The sequence below is a fragment of the Streptomyces krungchingensis genome, assembly GCF_054729265.1.
Map to the genome: position 1 here is coordinate 4,133,950 of NZ_JBPUKY010000001.1, position 19,726 is coordinate 4,153,675.

Sequence of the window (19,726 nt, forward strand, 5' to 3'; positions counted from 1 at the left end):
CCGTCATGCCCGACATCGAGATCCGCAAGGTCACCGCGCACATCGGCGCCGAGGTGTCCGGGATCGACATCGCCGCGTCGCTCGACGAGACGACCGTCGCCGCGCTGCGTGAGGCCCTCAACATCCACAAGGCGCTCGTCTTCGACGCGGTGGACCTGGACGACGAGGGCCAGCAGGCCTTCGCCCGGCACTTCGGGGACATCACCACCGCGCACCCGACGGTGCCCGCGGTCGACGGCGCCCCGAACGTGCTGCCGGTGGACAGCGAACGCGGCCGGGCCGCCAACCACTGGCACACCGACGTCACCTTCGTCCTCAACCCGCCGCAGGCCAGCACGCTGCGCAGCATCACCGTCCCGCCGTACGGGGGCGAGACCCTCATCGCCGACGCGGCGGCCGCCTACCGCGACCTGCCGCAGCCGCTGCGCGCGCTGGCCGACACCCTGTGGGCCGAGCACACCAACGACTACGACTACGCGGTGCCCGAGGAGCAGGTCGACGAGGAGCAGGCCGCGCAGCGCGCCCAGTTCACGTCGATCAAGTACCGCACCGTCCATCCGGTGGTCCGCGTCCACCCGTTGACCGGCGAGCGCGGCCTGTTCATCGGCGGGTTCGCGCAGCGGATCGTGGGGCTGTCGGTGGGCGAGTCCCGCAAGATCCTCGACCTGCTCCAGGCGTACGTCACCCGCCCGGAGAACGTCCTGCGCCTGCGCTGGTCCCCCGGCCGGCTGGTGCTGTTCGACAACCGGATCACCCAGCACTACGCGATCGACAACTACGACGGCCTGCCGCGCCGGCTGCACCGTGTGACCGTCGCCGGTGACGTGCCGGTCGGCATCGAGGGCAAGGAGAGCTACTCGGTCACCGGGGACGCCTCGCACTACACGCCGGTCGCCGCGTGAGCGTGGGAACGCACCTGGTGGGGGTGCCTGCGGGCCCCTGACCGGACCGTGTGGGCGGTGAGCGCGCGACTACACGACGTGAGACGAGTGTCCGGATAATGGGCGGTCTCTCCCGCTGAGCGGAGAGGCCGCCCAGACTGTGGGAGTTTTTGCACTCGCAACGTAAGGGACCACCCGCTCTCATGTCCCGCACCACCCTCGACTCACCGCCCGGCGCGCCGTCCGCCGCGCCCGAAGCCGACGCCGCCCTCTCCCACGGGCTCAAGCAGCGCCACCTCTCGATGATCGCCCTCGGCGGTGTCATCGGAGCGGGCCTGTTCGTCGGCTCCGGGGCGGGCATCGCCGCCGCCGGGCCCTCGATCGTCATCGCGTACGCCGTGTCCGGCCTGCTCGTCATGCTGGTGATGCGGATGCTCGGCGAGATGTCGGCCGCGTATCCGTCGTCCGGCTCCTTCTCGGCGCACGCGGAGCGGGCGATCGGCCCCTGGGCCGGCTTCACCGCGGGCTGGTCCTTCTGGGTGCTCCTGTGCACGGCCGTGGGCCTGGAGGGCATCGGCGCCGCGAAGATCGTCACGGGCTGGCTGCCCGGCACACCCGCCTGGGCGTGGGTGGCGCTGTTCATGGTCGTCTTCTGCGGGGTCAATCTCGCCGCGGTGAAGAACTTCGGCGAGTTCGAGTTCTGGTTCGCCGCCCTGAAGGTCGGCGCGATCACGCTGTTCCTGGTGCTCGGCGTGCTGGCCATCACCGGCGTCCTGCCGGGCACGGACGCGCCCGGCACCTCGAACCTGACCGACTTCCTGCCCAACGGCGGTGAGGGACTGGTCATCGGGCTGCTCGCCTCGGTCTTCGCGTACGGCGGCATGGAGACGGTGACCATCGCGGCGGCCGAGTCGGAGAACCCGGTCCGGGGTGTGGCGAGCGCCGTCCGCACCGCCATGTGGCGCATCGCGCTGTTCTACATCGGCTCGATGGCCGTCGTCGTCACGCTCGTGCCGTGGGACTCCCCGGCGGTCGTCCAGGCCGGCCCGTACGTCGCCGCGCTCCAGCACATCGGCATCGACGGCGCCGGCCAGGTCATGAACGTGGTCATCCTCGCCGCCCTGCTGTCGGCGATGAACGCCAACATCTACGGCTCCTCGCGCATCGCGTACTCGCTCGTGCAGCGCGGGCAGGGCCCGAAGGTGCTGGGCCGGGCGTCCGGCGGAGTGCCGCGGATCGCGGTGCTCGCCTCCAGCGTGTTCGGCTTCGTGTGCGTGCTGCTCAGCTACTGGCGGCCGGACGACGTGTTCCCCTGGCTGCTGAACATGATCGGCGCGGTCATCCTGGTGGTCTGGATCTTCATCGCGGTCTCCCAGCTGCTGCTGCGCCGCCGCGTGGAGCGCGAGGCGCCGGAGAAGCTGGTCGTGCGCATGTGGGCGTTCCCGGTGCTGACCTGGGTGGCGCTGGCGGGCATGGCGGCGATCTTCGTGCTGATGGCGCGGGAGCCCGACACACGGGTGCAGCTGTACTCGACCGGCGGCATGACCGTGTTCCTGGCGGCCGTCGGCTACGCCTGGCAGCGGGCGAAGGCGCGCACCCGCGCCTGACACGCATCACCGAGGGGCCCTCGCACGGAGGACGGATTCCGTGCGAGGGCCCTTTGGCGTGCCCACGCACACGCCTCCACCTTCTTGCTGCTAGCGTGCACTTGCAAGTGTTTTGCAATAAGAGGTCGGAGGGGACCCGCCATGCCCGTCTACACGCTCCCTGAACTTCCGTACGACTACTCCGCGCTCGCCCCCGTGATCAGCCCCGAGATCATCGAGCTGCACCACGACAAGCACCACGCGGCCTATGTGAAGGGCGCCAACGACACGCTGGAGCAGCTCGCGGAAGCGCGCGACAAGGAGGCGTGGGGCTCGATCAACGGCCTGGAGAAGAATCTGGCCTTCCATCTGTCCGGCCACGTCCTGCACTCGATCTACTGGCACAACATGACGGGCGAGGGCGGCGGCGAACCGCTCGCCGCGGACGGCGTGGGCCGCCTGGCCGACGCCATCACCGAGTCGTTCGGCTCCTTCGCCGCCTTCAAGGCCCAGCTGACCAAGGCCGCCGCGACCACGCAGGGCTCGGGCTGGGGCGTCCTCGCCCATGAGCCGCTCAGCGGGCGTCTGATCGTCGAGCAGATCTACGACCACCAGGGCAACGTCGGCCAGGGGTCGGTGCCGCTCCTCGTGTTCGACGCCTGGGAGCACGCCTTCTACCTCCAGTACAAGAACCAGAAGGTCGACTTCATCGAGGCCATGTGGCAGGTCGTGAACTGGCAGGACGTGGCCCGGCGTCACGAAGCGGCCACGTCTCGCACCGATCTGTTGCTGCCGGCTCACTGAGCCGGGTATGAAGCGTCCTGCTCGTGATCGTCTTCTCACCCTTCACGTGGCAGGCGGATGGACGGGAAGCCCCCGCGAGGACCTGACTCGCGGGGGCTTCCCCCGTCCCGGGGCACCGGCCGGCCGCCACCGACGCGGGCGGGCCGGTCATTCGCAGGGGACGTTGAGCGACAGCAGGGCTGCTCGTCCGTCCTCGAAGCGGAGTTCGCTGACCGCCGCGTTGCGCAGCTGCGGGAAGACGCGGCGGTACTCGCTCAGCGGGACGGACAGCAGGGAGCACAGCACCAGGCGGAGCAGGGTGTTGTGGGCGACGACCAGGACACGCCCGCCGGGGTGGGCGGCGGCGATGCGGCGCAGGGCGTCCGTGCCGCGCGCCGCGGCCGTGCGCGGGTCCTCCGCCTCCGGGAAGGGGTACGACACCGGATCCGCCCGGAAGGCCTTCGCGCGCTGCGGGTTCTCGGCCTCGAACTCCGCGAGCGTACGGCCCTCCACCACACCGAAGTCGCATTCGCGTAGGGCCGGTTCGCGGTGCGGGGTGAGGCCGAGGACCCGGCAGGCGGGGCCGGCGGTGGTGATGGCACGGGACACGGTCGAGGTCCAGATCGCGTCGACGGGGTGGGCGGCCGCCCAGCGCCCGAGGGCCTCCGCCTGGGCACGCCCCTCGTCGGTGAGGGCGACGTCGCTCACTCCGGCGTAGCGGTTCTCGGCGTGCCAGACGGTCTGCCCGTGCCGGGCCAGCAGCAAGGTCGTGCTCGTGGTCCTCATGAGCCCGCAGTATCCAGGCCAGGACGCGTTCACGAGCCCGTACCGCCGAGGTCGAGACGCGAGCGCGCGTGCGCGGCGACGGAGGCGGCCAGCCAGCCGCGCCGCTCCAGCTCGTCGACCAGCCGTACGTAGGACGGGGCGAACAGCGCGGTGCGGGCGGGCCGGGGGGTGACGACCGTACGGACGCGGACCATCCGGTCGGCCGCCCCGGCGAGGGTGGACGACGCGCCGGTGCCGTGGGCGGCCAGCGCGGCCATGCCCAGGGCGGGTTCGGTCTCCTCGGGGATCCGGGCGGGGCGGCCGAGGATGTCGGCGCGGAGCTGGTTCCAGTACGGGCTGCGGGCGGCGCCGCCCGTGAAGGTGAGCGTGCCGTCCATGGGGGCTCCGAGGGAGTGCAGGGTGTCCAGGCAGAGACGCTCGGCGAAGCCGACGCCCTGGAGCAGGGCGGCCCACAGGTCCGCGTCCGAGGCGGGGCTGCCGAGGACGAAGGCGGTGGCCTCGGGGGCGAGGAAGGGAAAACGTTCGCCGGGTGAGGCCAGCGGATAGGCGATGACGGACGCGGGTTCGTGGGCGGCGGCGGCCCGGTCCAAGGCGGCGGGCTCGGCATCGGGGAAGTACACGGCGAGCGCACCGGCGCCGACGCTCGACGCGCCGCCCGGCAGCCATCCCCCGTCCGGCGCACGGTGGTTGTAGACCACGCCGGTGGCGTCCCGCACGGGCCGCGGGGCCGCTCCCTTGAGGACGAGCGTCGTCCCGAGGACCGAGTTCCAGGAGCCCTCGTGCAGGGCGCCGGAGGCGATCTGGGCCGCGCATCCGTCGGTCATCCCGGCGACGACGGGGGTGCCGGCGGGGATGCCGGTCCGCTCGGCGGCGCTCGCGCAGACCTCGCCGATGCGGGTCCCGGGACGGACGACATCGGGCAACAGCCCGGCTTTGAGGCCCAGTTCGGCGAAGGCGGCGAGCGGCCAGGTGTCGTGCTCCACGTCGTAGGCGGTCTTGAGGGCGTGGCTGGAGTCCGTGGGCGGGAGCGTGCCGGTGAGCCGCGCGACGATCACGTCGGGCTGGTGCATCAGCCGGACCGCCCGCCCGGCGCCCGCCCCGTGCTCGCGGGCCAGCCAGAGCGCCTTCGGCAGACCCCAGGCGTTCTGGACCACGAGGCCTCTCGCGCGGGCCCGGTCCGCGTCCTGGGCGGCGCGCCCGTCGTCGTACATCAGGGCCGGGCCGACCGGACGTCCCGCGGCGTCCGCGAGCAGTACCGTCCCGGACGTGCCGCACACCGCGAGCCCGCCGATCCGCACCCGCGGGCGGCCCCGGAGCGCGGCCCGGGACGCCGTGCACACCGCGTCCCACCAGTCCCCCGGATCCTGCTCGTGCCGCACTCCCGCGCGTGTCCCGCGCAGCGGGGCGGCGGCGCTGCCGAGGACCGTGCCGTCGCCCGTGACGAGAAGGACGCGGACGCTCTGCGTGCCGAGGTCGACGCCGAGCCATGCCGTCCCGGCTTCCTCCATGAGGACCTCCCACATCGCGACCGGCACTGTGAAGTTCACACTCTGCCCCGATATTTTCCCGTGCGCGAGGGATTGACGGTCAACCCCCGCCGTTACACCCTCTGTTAACGAGTCGACTCGACGTGTTAACCGGACCGGACCGTACCGACGTGGAGGTCACGGATGGACATGCACGTGCACGACCGCCGGCGCTTCCTCACCCTGGCCGCCGCGGCCGCCTCGGCACCGCTGCTGACGGCCTGCGGCGCCGGGTTCGGCGGGGACGACAAGAAGAGCGACGGGTCGGCCGCCGCCGACGTCACCGGTTCCTTCGACTGGAAGCGGGAGAAGGGCAGGACGGTCAAGGCCCTGCTGAACAAGCACCCGTACACGGACGCCCTGATCGCCGACCTCAAGACGTTCACCGAGAAGACCGGCATCAAGGTCGAGTACGACGTCTTCCCCGAGGACAACTACTTCGACAAGCTCACCGTCGACCTGTCCAGCGGGCGCGCCTCGTACGACGTGTTCATGCTCGGCGCCTACATGGTGTGGCAGTACGGGCCTCCGGGATGGCTGGAGGACCTCGGGCCGTGGATGCGCAACTCCTCGGCCACCGGCGACGAATGGGACCAGGACGACTTCTTCCCCAACCTCCTGCAGGCCGACCAGTGGTCGCTGAAGGCGGGGGCGCCGCTCGGGCGGGGCGGGCAGTACGCGCTGCCGTGGGGCTGGGAGACGAACGTGGTCGCGTACAACACGGACGTGTTCAGGAAGCTCGGGCTGAAGCCCGCGGAGAGCTTCGACGAACTGCGTGAACTGGCCTCCGTCATCAAGCGCAAGGCGCCCGGCGCCGGGTTCGACGGGATGTACGGGATCGCTGTGCGCGGTTCGCGCAGCTGGGCGACCATCCACCCCGGGTTCATGACCATGTACGCGCGCAACGGCCTGAAGGACTTCACCGTCACCGACGGCCGGCTCAGGCCCGCCATGAACAGCCCGGAGGCCGTCGCCTTCACCCAGGACTGGGCGGACATGGTCAAGAAGGGCGGCCCGCCGTCCTGGACGTCGTACACCTGGTACCAGTGCTCCAGCGACCTGGGGGCGAAGAAGGCCGGGATGCTCTTCGACGCGGACACGGCCGCGTACTTCCAGGCCGTGGCCGGGGCGAGCCCCGCGTCCGGGAAGATCGCCTTCCACCCGGGTCCGAAGGGCCCCGGCGGCTCCCTCGCCACCAACATGTGGATCTGGTCGCTCGGCATGAACGCCAAGAGCGGCAAGAAGTCCGCGGCCTGGCTGTTCCTCCAGTGGGCCACCGGCAAGGAGCACCTGCGCAAGGGCGCGATCACCCACAACCACATCGACCCGGTCCGCAGGTCGATCAGTCAGGACGGCGCGTACAAGGACAAGATGAAGCATCTGGAGGGCTTCATCGACACCTTCGAGACGGTCGTCGACCAGACGAAGATCCAGTTCACTCCGCAGGAACAGTTCTTCGACGCGACGACGAGCTGGGCGGCGGCGCTCCAGGAGATCTACGGCGGCAAGAACGCCAAGTCCGTCCTCGGCGGACTGGCGAGCGACCTCGCCGCCAAGGTGGGCTGAGCCCGATGCCCCCGACGACCTCGTTGAAGGAGACCGACCACGGGGCGGCCTCCCGCGAGGAGGGCACCCGGCAGGTACGGGCCGTACCGCGCTGGCGGCGCGGTCTGCGCCCGTACCTGCTGATCGTGCCCGCGCTGCTGCTGACCGGCGGGATCCTGTACCCCTTCGGACTCGGCCTCTACTACACGCTGTTCGACTTCTCGGCGAGCAAGCCGCAGCCGGACATGGTGGGCTTCGAGAACTACCGCACGGTCTTCACCCAGGAGGCCTTCTGGAACTCCGCATGGGTGACGACCCTGTACGCGGTGGGGGCGGCGGCGGCCGAGACCGTGCTCGGGGTCGGCGTCGCGCTGCTGCTGCACCGCTCCACGCGCGTCGGCCGGGTCCTGGAGAAGATCCTCATCCTGCCGCTGATGATCGCCCCCGTGATCGCCGCGATCATGTGGAAGCTGATGCTCCAGCCGTCGGTGGGCGTGGTCAACCACCTGCTGGAGCCGTTCGGTCTCGGCGGGGTGCAGTGGACCAACACCCCCACCGGCGCGCTGCTGTCGTCGATCGCCGTGGACGTGTGGGTGTACACGCCGTTCGTCGCGGTCCTCGCCCTGGCCGGACTGCGCTCGCTGCCCGTCTCCCCCTTCGAGGCGGCGGCGGTGGACGGCGCCGGCTGGTGGTACACCTTCCGGCGGCTCACGCTGCCGATGCTGTGGCCGTACGTGCTGGTCGCGGTGATCTTCCGGTTCATGGACTCGCTCAAGGTGTTCGACATCATCTACGCCCTCACCGAGGGCGGGCCCGGCGACTCCACTGTCGTCCTCCAGATCCGGGCCTACCTGGAGGCGATCCGCTTCCAGCGGTACTCCTTCGGGATCAGCTACACCGTCGTGCTGTGGGCCGTGGTCTATCTGGCGGCGACCGTACTGGTCCGCCGTCTGGGCAAGATCCAGCGCCGGGCCGCGGAGGTGACCGAATGACCGGCAGGAAAAGGCTGTGGGGGTGGCTCGCGGACGCCGCGCTGATCCTCTACTTCGTCTTCGCGCTCTTCCCGATCGCCTGGATGGCGATCCTCTCGCTCAAGCCCGCCGACCAGCTCTTCAGCACCTACTTCTCGTTCACTCCGACCCTCGACGCGTACCGGACCGTGCTCGGGGACAGCGAGGGCATCCCGTTCGTGCGGTTCTTCGTCAACAGCCTGGTCGTGTCGGTCGGCGCGGTGGCGCTCTCCCTCGTCGTCGGCCTCCCGGCGGCGTACGCGTCGGCACGGTGGCGCTTCAAGGGCTCCGAGAACCTGATGTTCACGCTGCTGTCGTTCCGCTTCGCCCCCGAACTCACCGTGATCATCCCGCTGTTCGTGCTCTACCAGAAGCTCGGCCTGTTCGACACCTACGTCGGCATGGTGTGGGTGCTGCAGCTGATCACCCTCCCGCTGATCGTGTGGATCATGCGGTCGTACTTCGCCGATCTGACCCCGGAGCTGGAGCAGGCCGCGCTCCTCGACGGCTACACCCGCAAGCAGGCGTTCTTCAGGGTCGCCCTGCCCCTGGTCAAGCCCGGGATCGCGGCCGTGTCGCTGCTGGCGTTCATCTTCGCCTGGAACAACTTCGTCTTCCCCCTCATCCTCACCTCGTCGCAGGCGCAGACCGTGACCGTGGGCGCGCTCTCCTTCCTCGGCGGGGACCGGCCCAAGTACAACCTGACGGCCGCCGCCGCGCTCGTGTCCGTCGTGCCGCCGCTGCTGCTCGCACTGACCATCCAGCGCTATCTGGTACGAGGACTGTCCTTCGGGGCGGTGAAGTCGTGAGCGTCTCCGACGTGCTGAACGCGTCCGCGCGGCCCGCGGCGATCGCGCTGCGCGGGGTCCACAAGGCGTACGGGCGCAGGACGGCCCTCGACGGGCTCGAACTGGACGTGGCGGAAGGCGAGTTCTTCTGTCTGCTCGGACCCTCGGGAGCGGGCAAGACGACGACGCTGAAGACGGTGGCCGGACTCGAACAGCCCGACTCCGGCACGGTCGAACTCGACGGCACGGACATGGCCGGCGTCGAACCCTACGACCGCGGCGTCGCCATGTGCTTCGAGAGCTACGCGCTCTACCCGCACCGCTCGGCGTACGACAACCTCGCCTCCCCGCTGCGCTCGCCCCGGCACCGGCTGCCCGCGAACGAGGCCCGCGAACGCGTCGGTGCGATCGCCGAACTCCTCGGCATCAGCGCACTGCTGGACCGGCCGGTGGGCGCGCTGTCGAACGGGCAGCGGCAGCGGATCGCGCTCGGCCGGGTGCTGGTGCGGCCCGCCCGCGCCTTCCTCCTCGACGAGCCGCTCTCCCACCTGGACGCCAAGCTCCGCCAGTCGATGCGCGCCGAACTCAAGGCGATCGGCGCCGTGCGCCGCACCACCACGCTGTACGTCACCCACGACTCCGTGGAGGCACTGGCGCTCGGCGACCGGATCGGCGTCATCCGGGACGGCCGCATCGTGCAGACCGGGACGCGCGAGGAGATCTGGTACCGGCCCCGCGACACCGAGGTCGCGCGGGCCTTCGGCCGGCCGCGGATCAATCTGCTGCCGGGGACGATCACCGACGACGGCCGCTTCCGCGCCGCGGACGGAGCCTTCGACCTGCCCGTCGCCGCACGGACCGCCGCGGGGACCGAGGTACTGGCCGGGGTGCGCCCGCGCGACCTGGCGCTCGGCGGCGAGGGCCACGAACTCACCGGCACCGTCTACGTCACCGAGGTGCTCGGCCGGGCCGTCGAGGTCACCGTGCGGCTCGGCGCGCAGCACGTGTCGCTGGTCGTGCCCCGGGCCGACGCGACACACCTGCGTCCCGACGATCCGGTACGGCTGACCGTCCGGCCTGAGAACCTGCTGCTGTTCGAGGCCGACCGGCCGGAGCGTCCAGGACGAAGGATCGGGCAATGAGCAGCAGCAACACCGGTGGCGCACCCCAGGGCCCCGCGGTCCGCCAGGCCGCCATGGCCGAGCAGGTACTGGCCGACGGATCGGCGACCGCCGCCGAGCTGGCCGAACGCTTCGGGGTGAGCCTGATGACGATACACAGGGACCTCGACGAGCTCGAACGGCAGGGAATCGTACGGAAGTTCAGGGGCGGGGTGACCGCGCAGCCGTCGGGGGTGTTCGAGTCGAACGTGCAGTACCGGCTGAAGTCGATGCGCCCGCAGAAGGCGGCCGTCGCGGAGCACGCGCTGAGCCTCGTCGAGCCCGGCATGGCCGTCCTCCTGGACGACTCGACGTCCGCGCTGGAGATAGCCCGCGGGCTCAGGGCCGGTGACATCACCCCCCTCACGGTCGTCACCAACTTCCTGGAGGCGATCAACCTGCTCTCCGACCGGCGCGGCATCCATCTGATGGCGCTGGGCGGCGACTACGACCCGCTGCACTCCTCCTTCCTCGGCGTGTCGTGCGTGGAGGCGGTGCAGTCGCTGCGCGTCGACGTGTGCTTCGCGTCGACGTCCGCGGTCTTCGGCGGGTACGCGTACCACCAGGAGCAGCACATCGTGTCCGTGAAGCGCGCCATGCTCGACTCGGCCGCCCGCAACATCCTGCTGCTCGACCACACCAAGCTCGGCAGGGTCGCCCTGCACCGGGTCGCCCCGCTGTCCCGCTTCGACCTGGTCCTCGTCGACGACGGGGCGTCGGCGGAGGCGCTGCGCGACCTGGACGAGCACAAGGTCCCCTACGAAGTGTGCGCCGTCGGCGGCGGCACCTGACCCCATGGCCACGGAGGGCAGCGATGACGGCACTGGAGCTTCGGGAGCTGCGCAAGACGTACCGGTCGCGGGGCCGCCCCGCCGTGGACGCGGTGCGCGGCATCGACCTGGAGCTGCGCCCGGGCGAACTGCTCGGCCTGCTCGGCCCGTCCGGGTGCGGCAAGTCCACCACGCTGCGCATGATCGCCGGCCTGGAGACGGTCACCGGCGGTGACATCCTGGTGGGCGGTGCCTCGGTGGTGGGGCGGCCCGCGCAGGACCGCAACATCGGCGTCGCCTTCGAGAACTACGCGCTGTACCCGCCGCTGAGCGTCGCCGAGAACCTGTCGTTCGGGCTGCGGGCACGCGGACGGAGAACACGCGGCTCCCGCGACGACATCGCCCGCAGAGTCACCGAGATCGCCGAACGCGTCGACCTCGCGGACATCCTCCAGGCCCGTCCGGCCGGACTGTCCAGCGGCCAGAAGCAGCGCGTGGCCCTCGCCCGCGCCCTCATCCGCGAACCCGACGTCCTGCTCCTCGACGAACCGCTGTCGCACCTCGACGCGGCCCAGCGCGACACCACCCGCCGCGAACTCAAGCGCATCCAGCGGGACCTGGGGCACACCACGATCCTGGTCACGCACGACCAGGAGGAGGCCCTCTCCCTCGCCGACCGGATCGCCGTGATGAAGGACGGCGTGATCCAGCAGCTGGGCACGCCGTACGAGATCTACGACAGCCCGGCCAACGTGTTCGTCGCCGACTTCGTCGGGGAGCCCGCGGTCAATCTGCTGCACGGGACCGCCACGGGCGACGGCCACGTGCGGCTCTCCGGCACGGTCGCCTTCGCGCTGCCGCTGAAGGTGGCGGAAGGACGCGAGGTGGTGATCGGCATCCGGCCCGAGGACCTGGACCTGTCCGGCGAGAGCGGGGTCCCCGCCCGGGTGACCGCCCACGAGCCGCTTCTGGAGTCGGGCATCGCCACCCTCTCCCTGGAGGGCGTCGCACGGCCGCTCGTCGTCCTCACCGGACCCGAGGCGCGGCTCGCCCGGGACGAACAGGTCCGGGTGACCGCCGATCCCGCCCTCACCCATGTCTTCGACGCCGAGACGGGAGACTCCCTGCGATGACGCCCGCGACCCCCGCGACGACACCCGGCACGGCCTCCACCACGACGACACCCGGGACGGCGTCGAAGGCGCCCTCCACCACGACGCCCGCGACGGCCCCCGAGCCGGCCTCCGCCGCGCCGGCGCCCGTGCGGGTGGTGGCCGCCGGGGACCACTTCGTCCTCCCCGCCCTCATCACCTCCGCCGTCCGCGAAGAACTCCGCGACCGCCCCTTCTCCGTCCGTGAGCTGACGCTCGGCTGGCCGCTCGAACCCTTCGGCCGGGTCGCCGAGGTCGAGGAGGCCAGCGACGCCGAGGAGGAGCTCGCCGAGGCACTCGCCGACGCCGACGTGCTGGTCACCCAGATGGGCCCGGTGACCGAGCGGGTGCTGGCCGCCGCACCCCGGCTGCGGCTCGTGGTGGTCTGCCGGGGCGGCCCGGTGAACGTGAACCTGCGGGCGGCCCGCGCGCACGGCGTACGGGTGTGCTTCGCGCCCGGTCGCAACGCCGCCGCGACCGCGGAGTTCACCGTCGGTCTGCTGCTCGCCGCGCTGCGCCGCATCCCCCAGGCCCACGACCTGCTGGCCCGGCAGGGCAGCTGGGGCGGAGCGGCCTACTACACGTACGAGAACAGCGGGCTGGAGCTGGAGGACCTGCCCGTCGGGCTCGTCGGTTACGGCGCGGTCGGCAGCCGCGTCGCCCGGGTGCTCGGCGCGTTCGGGGCGCGGGTGCTGGTGCACGACCCGTACGTGCGCGGCGAGGTGCACGGGCTCAGGGTCGGCTCGCTCGACGAACTCCTCGGCCGTTCCCGGGTGATCAGCCTGCACGCCCGGCTCACTCCCGAGACGCGCGGTCTGATCGGCGCCCGCGAACTGGCGCTGCTGCCGCCGGGCGCCGTGCTGGTGAACGTGGCGCGCGGCCCGCTCGTCGACGAACAGGCGCTGTGCGAGGCCCTCAAGAACGGCCGGCTGTCGGCGGCGGCCCTGGACACCTTCGAGCAGGAGCCGGTGCCGCCCGGCTCCCCGCTGCTCGACCTCGCCGGGACCGAACGGCTGGTGATGACACCGCACCTGGGCGGCGCGAGCCGCGCCGTGGCCGAAAAGGCCGCACGGATCGCGGCTGCCGAGGTGGGCCGCTGGACACGCGGGGAGCCGCTGGCACACTGCCTCGACTGAGGCCCATGGCACGGAAGTTGACGGTTGCAGCGCGAGCGGGGCCGAGGGAGGCCGAGGGGCATGTACGTCGGTATCGATGTGGGCACGTCCATGGTGAAGGCCGCCGCCTTCGACGAATCGGGCCGCGAACTGGCCGTGGAGACCCGGCCCGTACGCCTCTCGCTGCACGACGGCTTCGTCGAGCAGGACATGGAGGAGGTGTACACGGCCGTGGTCGGCGTGCTGTCCGCGCTGACCACCGCCGTACCGGGACCGGTCGAGCTCGCGGGGCTCACCGGGCAGGGCGACGGCGTATGGCTCGTCGACGACGAGGGCCGCCCGGTGCGCGCCGCCGCGTCCTGGATGGACGGCCGGGCGCACGAGCTGGTCGACCAGTGGCTCGCGGACGGCACGTTCGAGACGGTCTTCCGGCGCACCGGCAGCGCCATGTTCCCCGGCTGCCCCGGACCGCTGCTCGCCTGGCTCGACCGGTACGAGCCGGCCGCGCTCGACGCCGCGGCCACCGCCCTGTACTGCAAGGACATGGTCTTCCAGCGGCTGACCGGGATCCGCGCCACCGATGTCTCCGACGCCTCGATGCCGTTCCTCGACCCGCGCACCCGCCGCTACGACAACCGGGTGGTCGAGCTCCTCGGCCTGACCCACCGGCGCGGACTCCTCGCACCGGTCAGCGACCCGCTGGCCGTCGGGCGCGCCCGCGGCGAGGGCCTGCCGTCGGGCACCCCGCTCGCCAACGGCCCCTACGACCTGCCCGCCTGCGCGCTCGGCGCGGGCGTCACCGCCCCGGGCGACGGCCTCCTGATCGTCGGGACCTGCCTCGCCAGCCTGGTCGGGACGACCGACCTCGACCTGTCCGGCGAGCCGGCCGGCCTGTACATCTCCACCGACCGGGCCGGGTACTGGCTGCGCGCCATGCCCGCGATGGTCGGCACGGCGGCGCTGGACTGGGTGCTGTCCACGACCGGCGTCCACCACGACGAGGTGGACGGCCTGCTGGCCGAGACCCCGCCCGGCGCGCACGGCGTGCGCGTCCTGCCCTACTTCGCCCCCTCGGGCGAACGCGCCCCCTTCGTCGAGCCCCGGCTGCGCGCCGAACTCACCGGCGTCTCCCTGGAGTCGACGAAGGCGGACCTCGTCCGCGCGACCTGCGAGGGCATCGGGTTCGCGGCCCGGCACTGCCTGGAGGCCGCGGGCCTGACGGGATCGCTGGCGGTCTGCGGGGGCGGCACCCGCAGCCCCGCGTGGATGCAGCTGCTCGCCGACGTGCTGGGCCGTCCACTGCGGGTGATCGAGGGGGAGGTGGGGGCGCGGGGGGCGGTGCTCGCCGCGGCCGGACGGCACGGGGTTTCCCTCGACGCGGCGGCGTGGACCCGGCCCGCGCGCATCGTGCGGGCCGACGCCGGGCGGGCGGCCCACTACGCCAAGGCGTACGAGGACCATCTGGCCCACCTGCACTCCGCCCGCACCCGGGCTCGCCGTTGAGGTCGTTCTCGCCCCCGCCGCCCCTGCCCGTCCCGTCGGGGCTCCGCCCCGCACCCCCGCTCCTCAAGCGCCGGAGGGGCTGATTTCAGCCCGTCCGGCGCTTGAGGACGAGGCCGTCCAGGCCGATCGGGGGTCTGGGGGCGGAGCCCCCGGGCGGCGGGGCGAGAGGTGTTCGTCAGGCAAGCGACAGAGAAAAGGGGACGTGTATGAAGGCCTCGCACCCGAGACGCCGCTCCGTGCTGCTCGCGGCCGCCGCCACCCCGGCGGCCGCAGCCGTACCCGCCGCGGCGGCCGGACCACCCCACCGTCCCCGCGGCCCGCTCGTCATAGGGCACCGCGGCGCGGCCGGCTGGCGCCCCGAGCACACGGCGGCGGCGTACACGTACGGCGTGCAGACGGGCGCCGACTGGATCGAGCCGGACCTGGTGGCGACCAGGGACCACGTCCTGGTGGTCCGGCACGAGAACGAGATCTCGCAGACCACGGACGTCGCCTCGCACCCGGAGTTCGCGGCCCGCCGCACCACGAAGACGGTGGACGGCAGGGCCGTGTCGGGCTGGTTCACGGAGGACTTCACCCTGGCGGAGCTGAAGACGCTGCGGGCCGTCGAGCGCCTCCCGCTGGTCCGCAACCGCAACACCGTCCTGGACGGCCGGTACGAGGTCCTCACCTTCCAGGAGGTGGTGGACCTGGCCCGCGCCCTGTCGAAGCGGTACGGCCGGACCATCGCGGTCTTCCCGGAGACGAAGCACCCGACGTACTTCCGCTCCATCGGCCTGGAGCTGGAGCCGAAGCTGGCGGCGCTGGTGCGCCGCAACCGGCTGGGCCCGCGCGAGTGCGTCGTGCAGTCCTTCGAGCCGACCAGCCTGAAGCGCGTCGCGGACCAGCGGCTCGGCGTGCCGCTCTGGCAGGCGCTGGGAACCACGGGCGGACCGTACGACCTGGTGTCCGCCGGGGACCCGACGACGTACAAGGACATGATGACGCCGGCCGGTCTGGCGAGGATCGCGGAGTACGCCGACTGGATCGGTCCCGACAAGACGTCGCTCGTCCCGGTGGGCCCGGACGGCCGTCTCGGCACACCCACCTCGCTGGTGGCGGACGCCCACGCGGCCGGCCTGCGGATCGGTCCGTACACCTACCGGGCGGAGAACCAGTTCCTGCCGGCCGACTTCCGGCGCGGTACCGGAGCCAATGATTTCGGGGACGCCTTCGCGGAGTACGCGCTGTACTACGGGCTGGGGGTCGACGCGGTGGTGACCGACTTCCCGGACCTGGCGGTGATCGCGAGGAGGGGCTCATGACGAAGAGCAAGTCCTGTCCGACCTGCGGCACGATGCAGGACTTCCGTCGTCTCGACGACGCCGAGAAGGAAGCGGTGCGCAAGGACAAGGGGATCCAGTACGTCGACGACTACTGGCGCTGCACCGCCCCCGGCTGCCGGACCTACCAGCGCTACGACAAGAAGAGCGACCGCGGCCTCCTGCCCGAGGAGTTCCGGGAGGAGGCCGCCGCGCCCGAGTGAGGCTCAGAGGTTGCTGAAGTCCGGACCGGCCGTGCGCGTCCGCTTGATCTCGTAGAAGCCCGGGACCGAGGCGACGAGGAGGGTGCCGTCCCAGAGCTTGGCGGCCTCCTCGCCCTTGGGGGCGGGCGTGACGACCGGGCCGAAGAAGGCGATCTGCTCGCCGTCGGCGCCGGGGACGGCGATGACCGGGGTGCCGACGTCCTGGCCGACCTTCTCGATGCCCTCCTTGTGGGAGGCGCGCAGCTCGGAGTCGAACTCGAAGTCCTCCTGGTCGGCGTAGTCGATGAGGTCGGCGGGCAGGCCCACCTCCGCCAGGGCGCCGGCGATCGCCTCGACGGTCGGGCCCTCGCCGTCGTTGTGGATGCGGGTGCCGAGCGCGGTGTACAGCGGGCCGAGGATGTCGTCGCCGTGCTTCTGCCAGGCAGCGGTGACCACGCGGATCGGCTTCCACGCCTTGGTCGCGAGCATCTCCCGGTACTCCTCGGGCAGCTCGTCGAGCCGGTTCTCGTTGAGCACCGCCAGGCTCATGATGTGCCAGCGCACCTCTATGTCGCGGACCTTCTCCACTTCCAGCACCCATCGCGAGGTCATCCAGGCCCAGGGGCAGAGCGGGTCGAACCAGAAGTCGACGGGGGTCTTCGCGGACGTGGTCGCGGTCTCGGACATGGTTCTCCTCAGGAAGGGGTTTCTCCGAACCTGCAACAGGGAGCCGCGCCGCCTCATTCCCGGGTGTCGACGGTCAGGGGCACATGGCAGGATCGGTGCTGTTGCGCCATGTCCGAAGCGCACCGAGACGTCCGAAGGAGTGCAGCCCGTGCCCGGTGAGAACCTGTCCCGCGACGAGGCCCAGGAGCGGGCGGCGCTGCTGTCCGTCGACAGCTACGAGGTCTCCCTCGACCTGCGCTCGGCCGTCGGGGAGGCGGGGGCCGAGGGGGTGCCGCGCACGTTCCGCTCGGTCACCACCGTCCGTTTCCGGTGCGCCGATCCGGGCGCCGCCTCCTTCGCCGACCTGATCGCGCCGAGTGTGACGTCGGTCTCACTCAACGGGAAGGACCTCGACCCGGGCGAGGTCTTCGACGGCTCCCGGATCCAGCTGGAGGACCTGGCCGCGGAGAACGAGCTGGTGGTCGACGCCCAGTGCGCGTACTCGCGCACCGGTGAGGGCATGCACCGCTTCGTCGACCCCGAGGACGGCGAGGTGTACCTGTACACGCAGTACGAGCCCGCGGACTCGCGCCGAGTCTTCGCGAACTTCGAGCAGCCGGACCTCAAGGCTCCGTTCCGCTTCGAGGTGCGGGCCCCCGAGGGGTGGACGGTCTGGAGCAACGGCGCCGGTGAACTCACGGACGGTGTCTGGAAGTTCGCGGAGACCAAGCCGATCTCGACGTACATCACCGCGGTCGTCGCCGGTCCGTACCACTACGTGACCGACCGCTACACGCGGACCTTCGACGACGGCACCACGCTGGAGATCCCCCTCGGCGCCATGTGCCGCAAGGGCCTCGCCCCCTACTTCGACGCCGACGACGTGTTCCTGGTGACGAAGCAGGGCCTGGACTTCTTCCACGACCACTTCGACTACCCGTACCCGTTCGGCAAGTACGACCAGGCGTTCGTGCCCGAGTACAACCTCGGCGCCATGGAGAACCCGGGTCTCGTCACCTTCCGCGAGGAGTACATCTTCCGCGGCAAGGTGACACAGGCCTCCTACGAGGGCCGGGCGAACGTCGTCCTGCACGAGATGGCGCACATGTGGTTCGGCGACCTCGTCACCATGGTGTGGTGGGACGACCTGTGGCTGAAGGAGTCCTTCGCCGACTTCATGGGCACGTTCGCCAACGTCGGCGCGACCCGCTTCACGGACGCCTGGATCACCTTCGCCAACCGCCGCAAGGCGTGGGCGTACCGCGCGGACCAGCTGCCGTCCACCCACCCGATCACGGCCGACATCCGCGACCTCCAGGACGCCAAGCTCAACTTCGACGGCATCACGTACGCCAAGGGCGCCTCCGTGCTCAAGCAGCTGGTGGCGTACGTGGGCCAGGACGCCTTCCTCGACGGCGCCCGCCGCTACTTCAAGCGCCACGCCTACGGCAACACCCGCCTGGGCGACCTGCTGACGGCCCTGGAGGAGACGAGCGGACGGGACATGGCCGGCTGGGCGCGCTCCTGGCTGCAGACCGCGGGCGTCAACTCCCTGACCCCGCAGGTGATCCTGGACTCCGAGGGGCGCGTCGCCGAGCTGGCGATCGTCCAGGAGGCCCCCGAGTCGCACCCCGAACTGCGCCCGCACCGGGTGGCGGTGGGCCTGTACCGGCGCGAGGACGGCGACGGCCCGCTCGTGCGGTACGCGCGTGCCGAGGTCGACGTCGACGGGCCGCGCACGGTCGTCGGCGAACTGGCCGGCGCCGAGGCGCCCGAGCTCGTCCTCGTCAACGACGAGGACCTCACGTACTGCAAGATCCGGTTCGACGAGGGTTCGCTGGCGACCCTGCGGGACGGGCTCGGCGAGATCACGGACCCGTTGGCGCGCGCCCTGTGCTGGTCGGCGCTGTGGAACCTGACGCGCGACGCGCTGATGCCGGCCCGCGACTTCATCGACCTGGTCCTGCGGTTCGCGGGCCGCGAGTCCGACATCGGCGTGCTGCAGATGCTGCACGCCTGGGCGAACTCCGCGCTCACCCACTACGCGGCGCCGGACTGGCGCGCGGAGGGCGGGCGGCTGCTCACCGAGGGCGCGCTGAGGGAACTGCGGCTCGCCGAGCCGGGCAGCCAGCACCAGCTCACCTGGGCCCGCTTCTTCGCGAGCGTCGCGTCCGGCGAGGCCGATCTCCAGCTGCTGCAGGGCCTGCTGGAGGGTACGGAGAAGATCGACGGACTGGACGTCGACCAGGAGCTGCGCTGGGCGTTCCTGGAGCCGCTGGCCGCGCACGGCGCCGCGGACGAGTCGGTGCTGGCCGCCGAACTCGCCCGTGACGACACCGCGTCCGGCAAGCGCCACCAGGTCCGCTGCCTGGCGGCCCGCCCCTCGGCGGCGGTCAAGGCGCAGGCCTGGGCGGCGGTGGTCGAGTCCGACTCGCTGTCCAACGCGCTCGTCGAGGCGACGATCGCGGGCTTCATGCAGCCGTCCCAGCGCTCGACGCTCGCCCCGTACGCGGCGAAGTACTTCGCGTCGATCGAGCGTGTCTGGGCCGAGCGGTCCATCCAGATCGGCATGGACGTCGTGAAGGGCCTGTTCCCCGCGCTCCGGGACTCGCAGGACACGCTGGACGCGACGGACGCGTGGCTGGCGGCGCACGAGGACGCGGCGCCGGCGCTGCGGCGGCTGGTCCTGGAGGCGCGGGACGACCTGGCGCGGGCGCTGCGCGGTCAGGCGTGCGACATCGCCGCGGCGGGCTGAGCCCGGCGGACATCTCGGGCGGATCGGCTCGGGCGGATCGGCTCGGGCGGGTCAGCTCCGACGAGGGCGATCCGGCGGGGGTGATCCGGCGGGCCCGTCACCTGCCCCCGCCGCACGGCACGGCATCGTGAGGGCACCGGCTCCGGCCGGTGCCCTCGGTCGTGCCGGCCTCGGGCCGCACCGGTGCCTCCGATCGC

17 protein-coding genes are annotated in these 19,726 nt (G+C 71.7%); 14 read left to right on the forward strand and 3 right to left on the reverse strand.

Annotated features, from left to right (window positions below):
• The first annotated feature begins 5 nt into the window (after positions 1-5).
• The 3 genes from ACSYGO_RS18300 to ACSYGO_RS18310 all read left to right on the forward strand — a co-directional run bounded on the left by ACSYGO_RS18300 (position 6) and on the right by ACSYGO_RS18310 (position 3,271).
• Complete coding sequence (locus ACSYGO_RS18300; RefSeq protein ID WP_432174925.1) at positions 6-902, forward strand: TauD/TfdA dioxygenase family protein; 897 nt, start codon at positions 6-8, stop codon at positions 900-902.
• 182 nt (positions 903-1,084) lie between these two features.
• Positions 1,085-2,488, forward strand: coding sequence for an amino acid permease (locus ACSYGO_RS18305; protein WP_432174926.1), 1,404 nt, complete (start codon positions 1,085-1,087; stop codon positions 2,486-2,488).
• A gap of 141 nt (positions 2,489-2,629) precedes the next feature.
• Entirely contained in the window at positions 2,630-3,271 is a 642-nt protein-coding gene (locus tag ACSYGO_RS18310; RefSeq protein ID WP_426682430.1) for a superoxide dismutase, read from the forward strand.
• A gap of 147 nt (positions 3,272-3,418) precedes the next feature.
• On the opposite strand, the gene ACSYGO_RS18315 is transcribed toward ACSYGO_RS18310, so the two are convergent.
• Together ACSYGO_RS18315 and ACSYGO_RS18320 are read right to left on the reverse strand one after the other, a co-directional pair.
• Complete coding sequence (locus ACSYGO_RS18315; RefSeq protein ID WP_426682431.1) at positions 3,419-4,036, reverse strand: histidine phosphatase family protein; 618 nt, start codon at positions 4,034-4,036, stop codon at positions 3,419-3,421.
• A gap of 29 nt (positions 4,037-4,065) precedes the next feature.
• The gene (locus ACSYGO_RS18320; RefSeq protein WP_460389732.1) at positions 4,066-5,559 is read right to left on the reverse strand and encodes an FGGY-family carbohydrate kinase; all 1,494 of its coding nucleotides are present in this window, start codon (positions 5,557-5,559) and stop codon (positions 4,066-4,068) included.
• Positions 5,560-5,706: 147 nt separating this feature from the next.
• On the opposite strand from ACSYGO_RS18320, the gene ACSYGO_RS18325 reads away from it, so the two are divergent.
• The 10 genes from ACSYGO_RS18325 to ACSYGO_RS18370 all read left to right on the forward strand — a co-directional run bounded on the left by ACSYGO_RS18325 (position 5,707) and on the right by ACSYGO_RS18370 (position 16,129).
• A complete protein-coding gene (locus tag ACSYGO_RS18325; protein WP_460387074.1) occupies positions 5,707-7,128 on the forward strand; it encodes an ABC transporter substrate-binding protein in 1,422 nt (473 codons plus the stop codon).
• A gap of 5 nt (positions 7,129-7,133) precedes the next feature.
• Positions 7,134-8,099 (forward strand): carbohydrate ABC transporter permease, encoded by a 966-nt coding sequence (locus ACSYGO_RS18330; RefSeq protein WP_426682433.1) that lies wholly within the window; start codon positions 7,134-7,136, stop codon positions 8,097-8,099.
• Positions 8,096-8,926, forward strand: a complete 831-nt coding sequence (locus ACSYGO_RS18335) for a carbohydrate ABC transporter permease (protein WP_095934349.1) — start codon at positions 8,096-8,098, stop codon at positions 8,924-8,926. The genes ACSYGO_RS18330 and ACSYGO_RS18335 overlap by 4 nt, the downstream gene beginning before the upstream one ends.
• A complete protein-coding gene (locus ACSYGO_RS18340) occupies positions 8,923-10,047 on the forward strand; it encodes an ABC transporter ATP-binding protein (protein WP_426682435.1) in 1,125 nt (374 codons plus the stop codon). Before ACSYGO_RS18335 ends, ACSYGO_RS18340 begins: the two co-directional genes overlap by 4 nt.
• Positions 10,044-10,856 (forward strand): DeoR/GlpR family DNA-binding transcription regulator, encoded by an 813-nt coding sequence (locus tag ACSYGO_RS18345; protein ID WP_095934350.1) that lies wholly within the window; start codon positions 10,044-10,046, stop codon positions 10,854-10,856. Before ACSYGO_RS18340 ends, ACSYGO_RS18345 begins: the two co-directional genes overlap by 4 nt.
• A gap of 23 nt (positions 10,857-10,879) precedes the next feature.
• Positions 10,880-11,968: an ABC transporter ATP-binding protein gene (locus ACSYGO_RS18350; RefSeq protein ID WP_435227837.1), complete on the forward strand. Its 1,089-nt coding sequence runs from the start codon at positions 10,880-10,882 to the stop codon at positions 11,966-11,968.
• Positions 11,965-13,122, forward strand: a complete 1,158-nt coding sequence (locus ACSYGO_RS18355) for a 2-hydroxyacid dehydrogenase (protein ID WP_460387075.1) — start codon at positions 11,965-11,967, stop codon at positions 13,120-13,122. Before ACSYGO_RS18350 ends, ACSYGO_RS18355 begins: the two co-directional genes overlap by 4 nt.
• 60 nt (positions 13,123-13,182) lie before the next feature.
• A complete protein-coding gene (locus tag ACSYGO_RS18360) occupies positions 13,183-14,604 on the forward strand; it encodes an FGGY family carbohydrate kinase (protein WP_460387076.1) in 1,422 nt (473 codons plus the stop codon).
• 206 nt (positions 14,605-14,810) lie between these two features.
• On the forward strand, positions 14,811-15,908 hold the full coding sequence (locus ACSYGO_RS18365) for a glycerophosphodiester phosphodiesterase (RefSeq protein WP_432174931.1): 1,098 nt from the start codon (positions 14,811-14,813) through the stop codon (positions 15,906-15,908).
• The gene (locus ACSYGO_RS18370) at positions 15,905-16,129 is read left to right on the forward strand and encodes a hypothetical protein (RefSeq protein ID WP_345641622.1); all 225 of its coding nucleotides are present in this window, start codon (positions 15,905-15,907) and stop codon (positions 16,127-16,129) included. Before ACSYGO_RS18365 ends, ACSYGO_RS18370 begins: the two co-directional genes overlap by 4 nt.
• 3 nt (positions 16,130-16,132) lie before the next feature.
• Here ACSYGO_RS18370 and ACSYGO_RS18375 read toward each other — a convergent pair whose 3' ends face one another.
• The gene (locus ACSYGO_RS18375) at positions 16,133-16,795 is read right to left on the reverse strand and encodes a mycothiol-dependent nitroreductase Rv2466c family protein (protein WP_426682440.1); all 663 of its coding nucleotides are present in this window, start codon (positions 16,793-16,795) and stop codon (positions 16,133-16,135) included.
• Between the two features lie 148 nt (positions 16,796-16,943).
• On the opposite strand from ACSYGO_RS18375, the gene pepN reads away from it, so the two are divergent.
• Complete coding sequence (gene pepN, locus ACSYGO_RS18380; RefSeq protein ID WP_426682441.1) at positions 16,944-19,529, forward strand: aminopeptidase N; 2,586 nt, start codon at positions 16,944-16,946, stop codon at positions 19,527-19,529.
• The last annotated feature ends 197 nt before the right edge of the window (positions 19,530-19,726 follow it).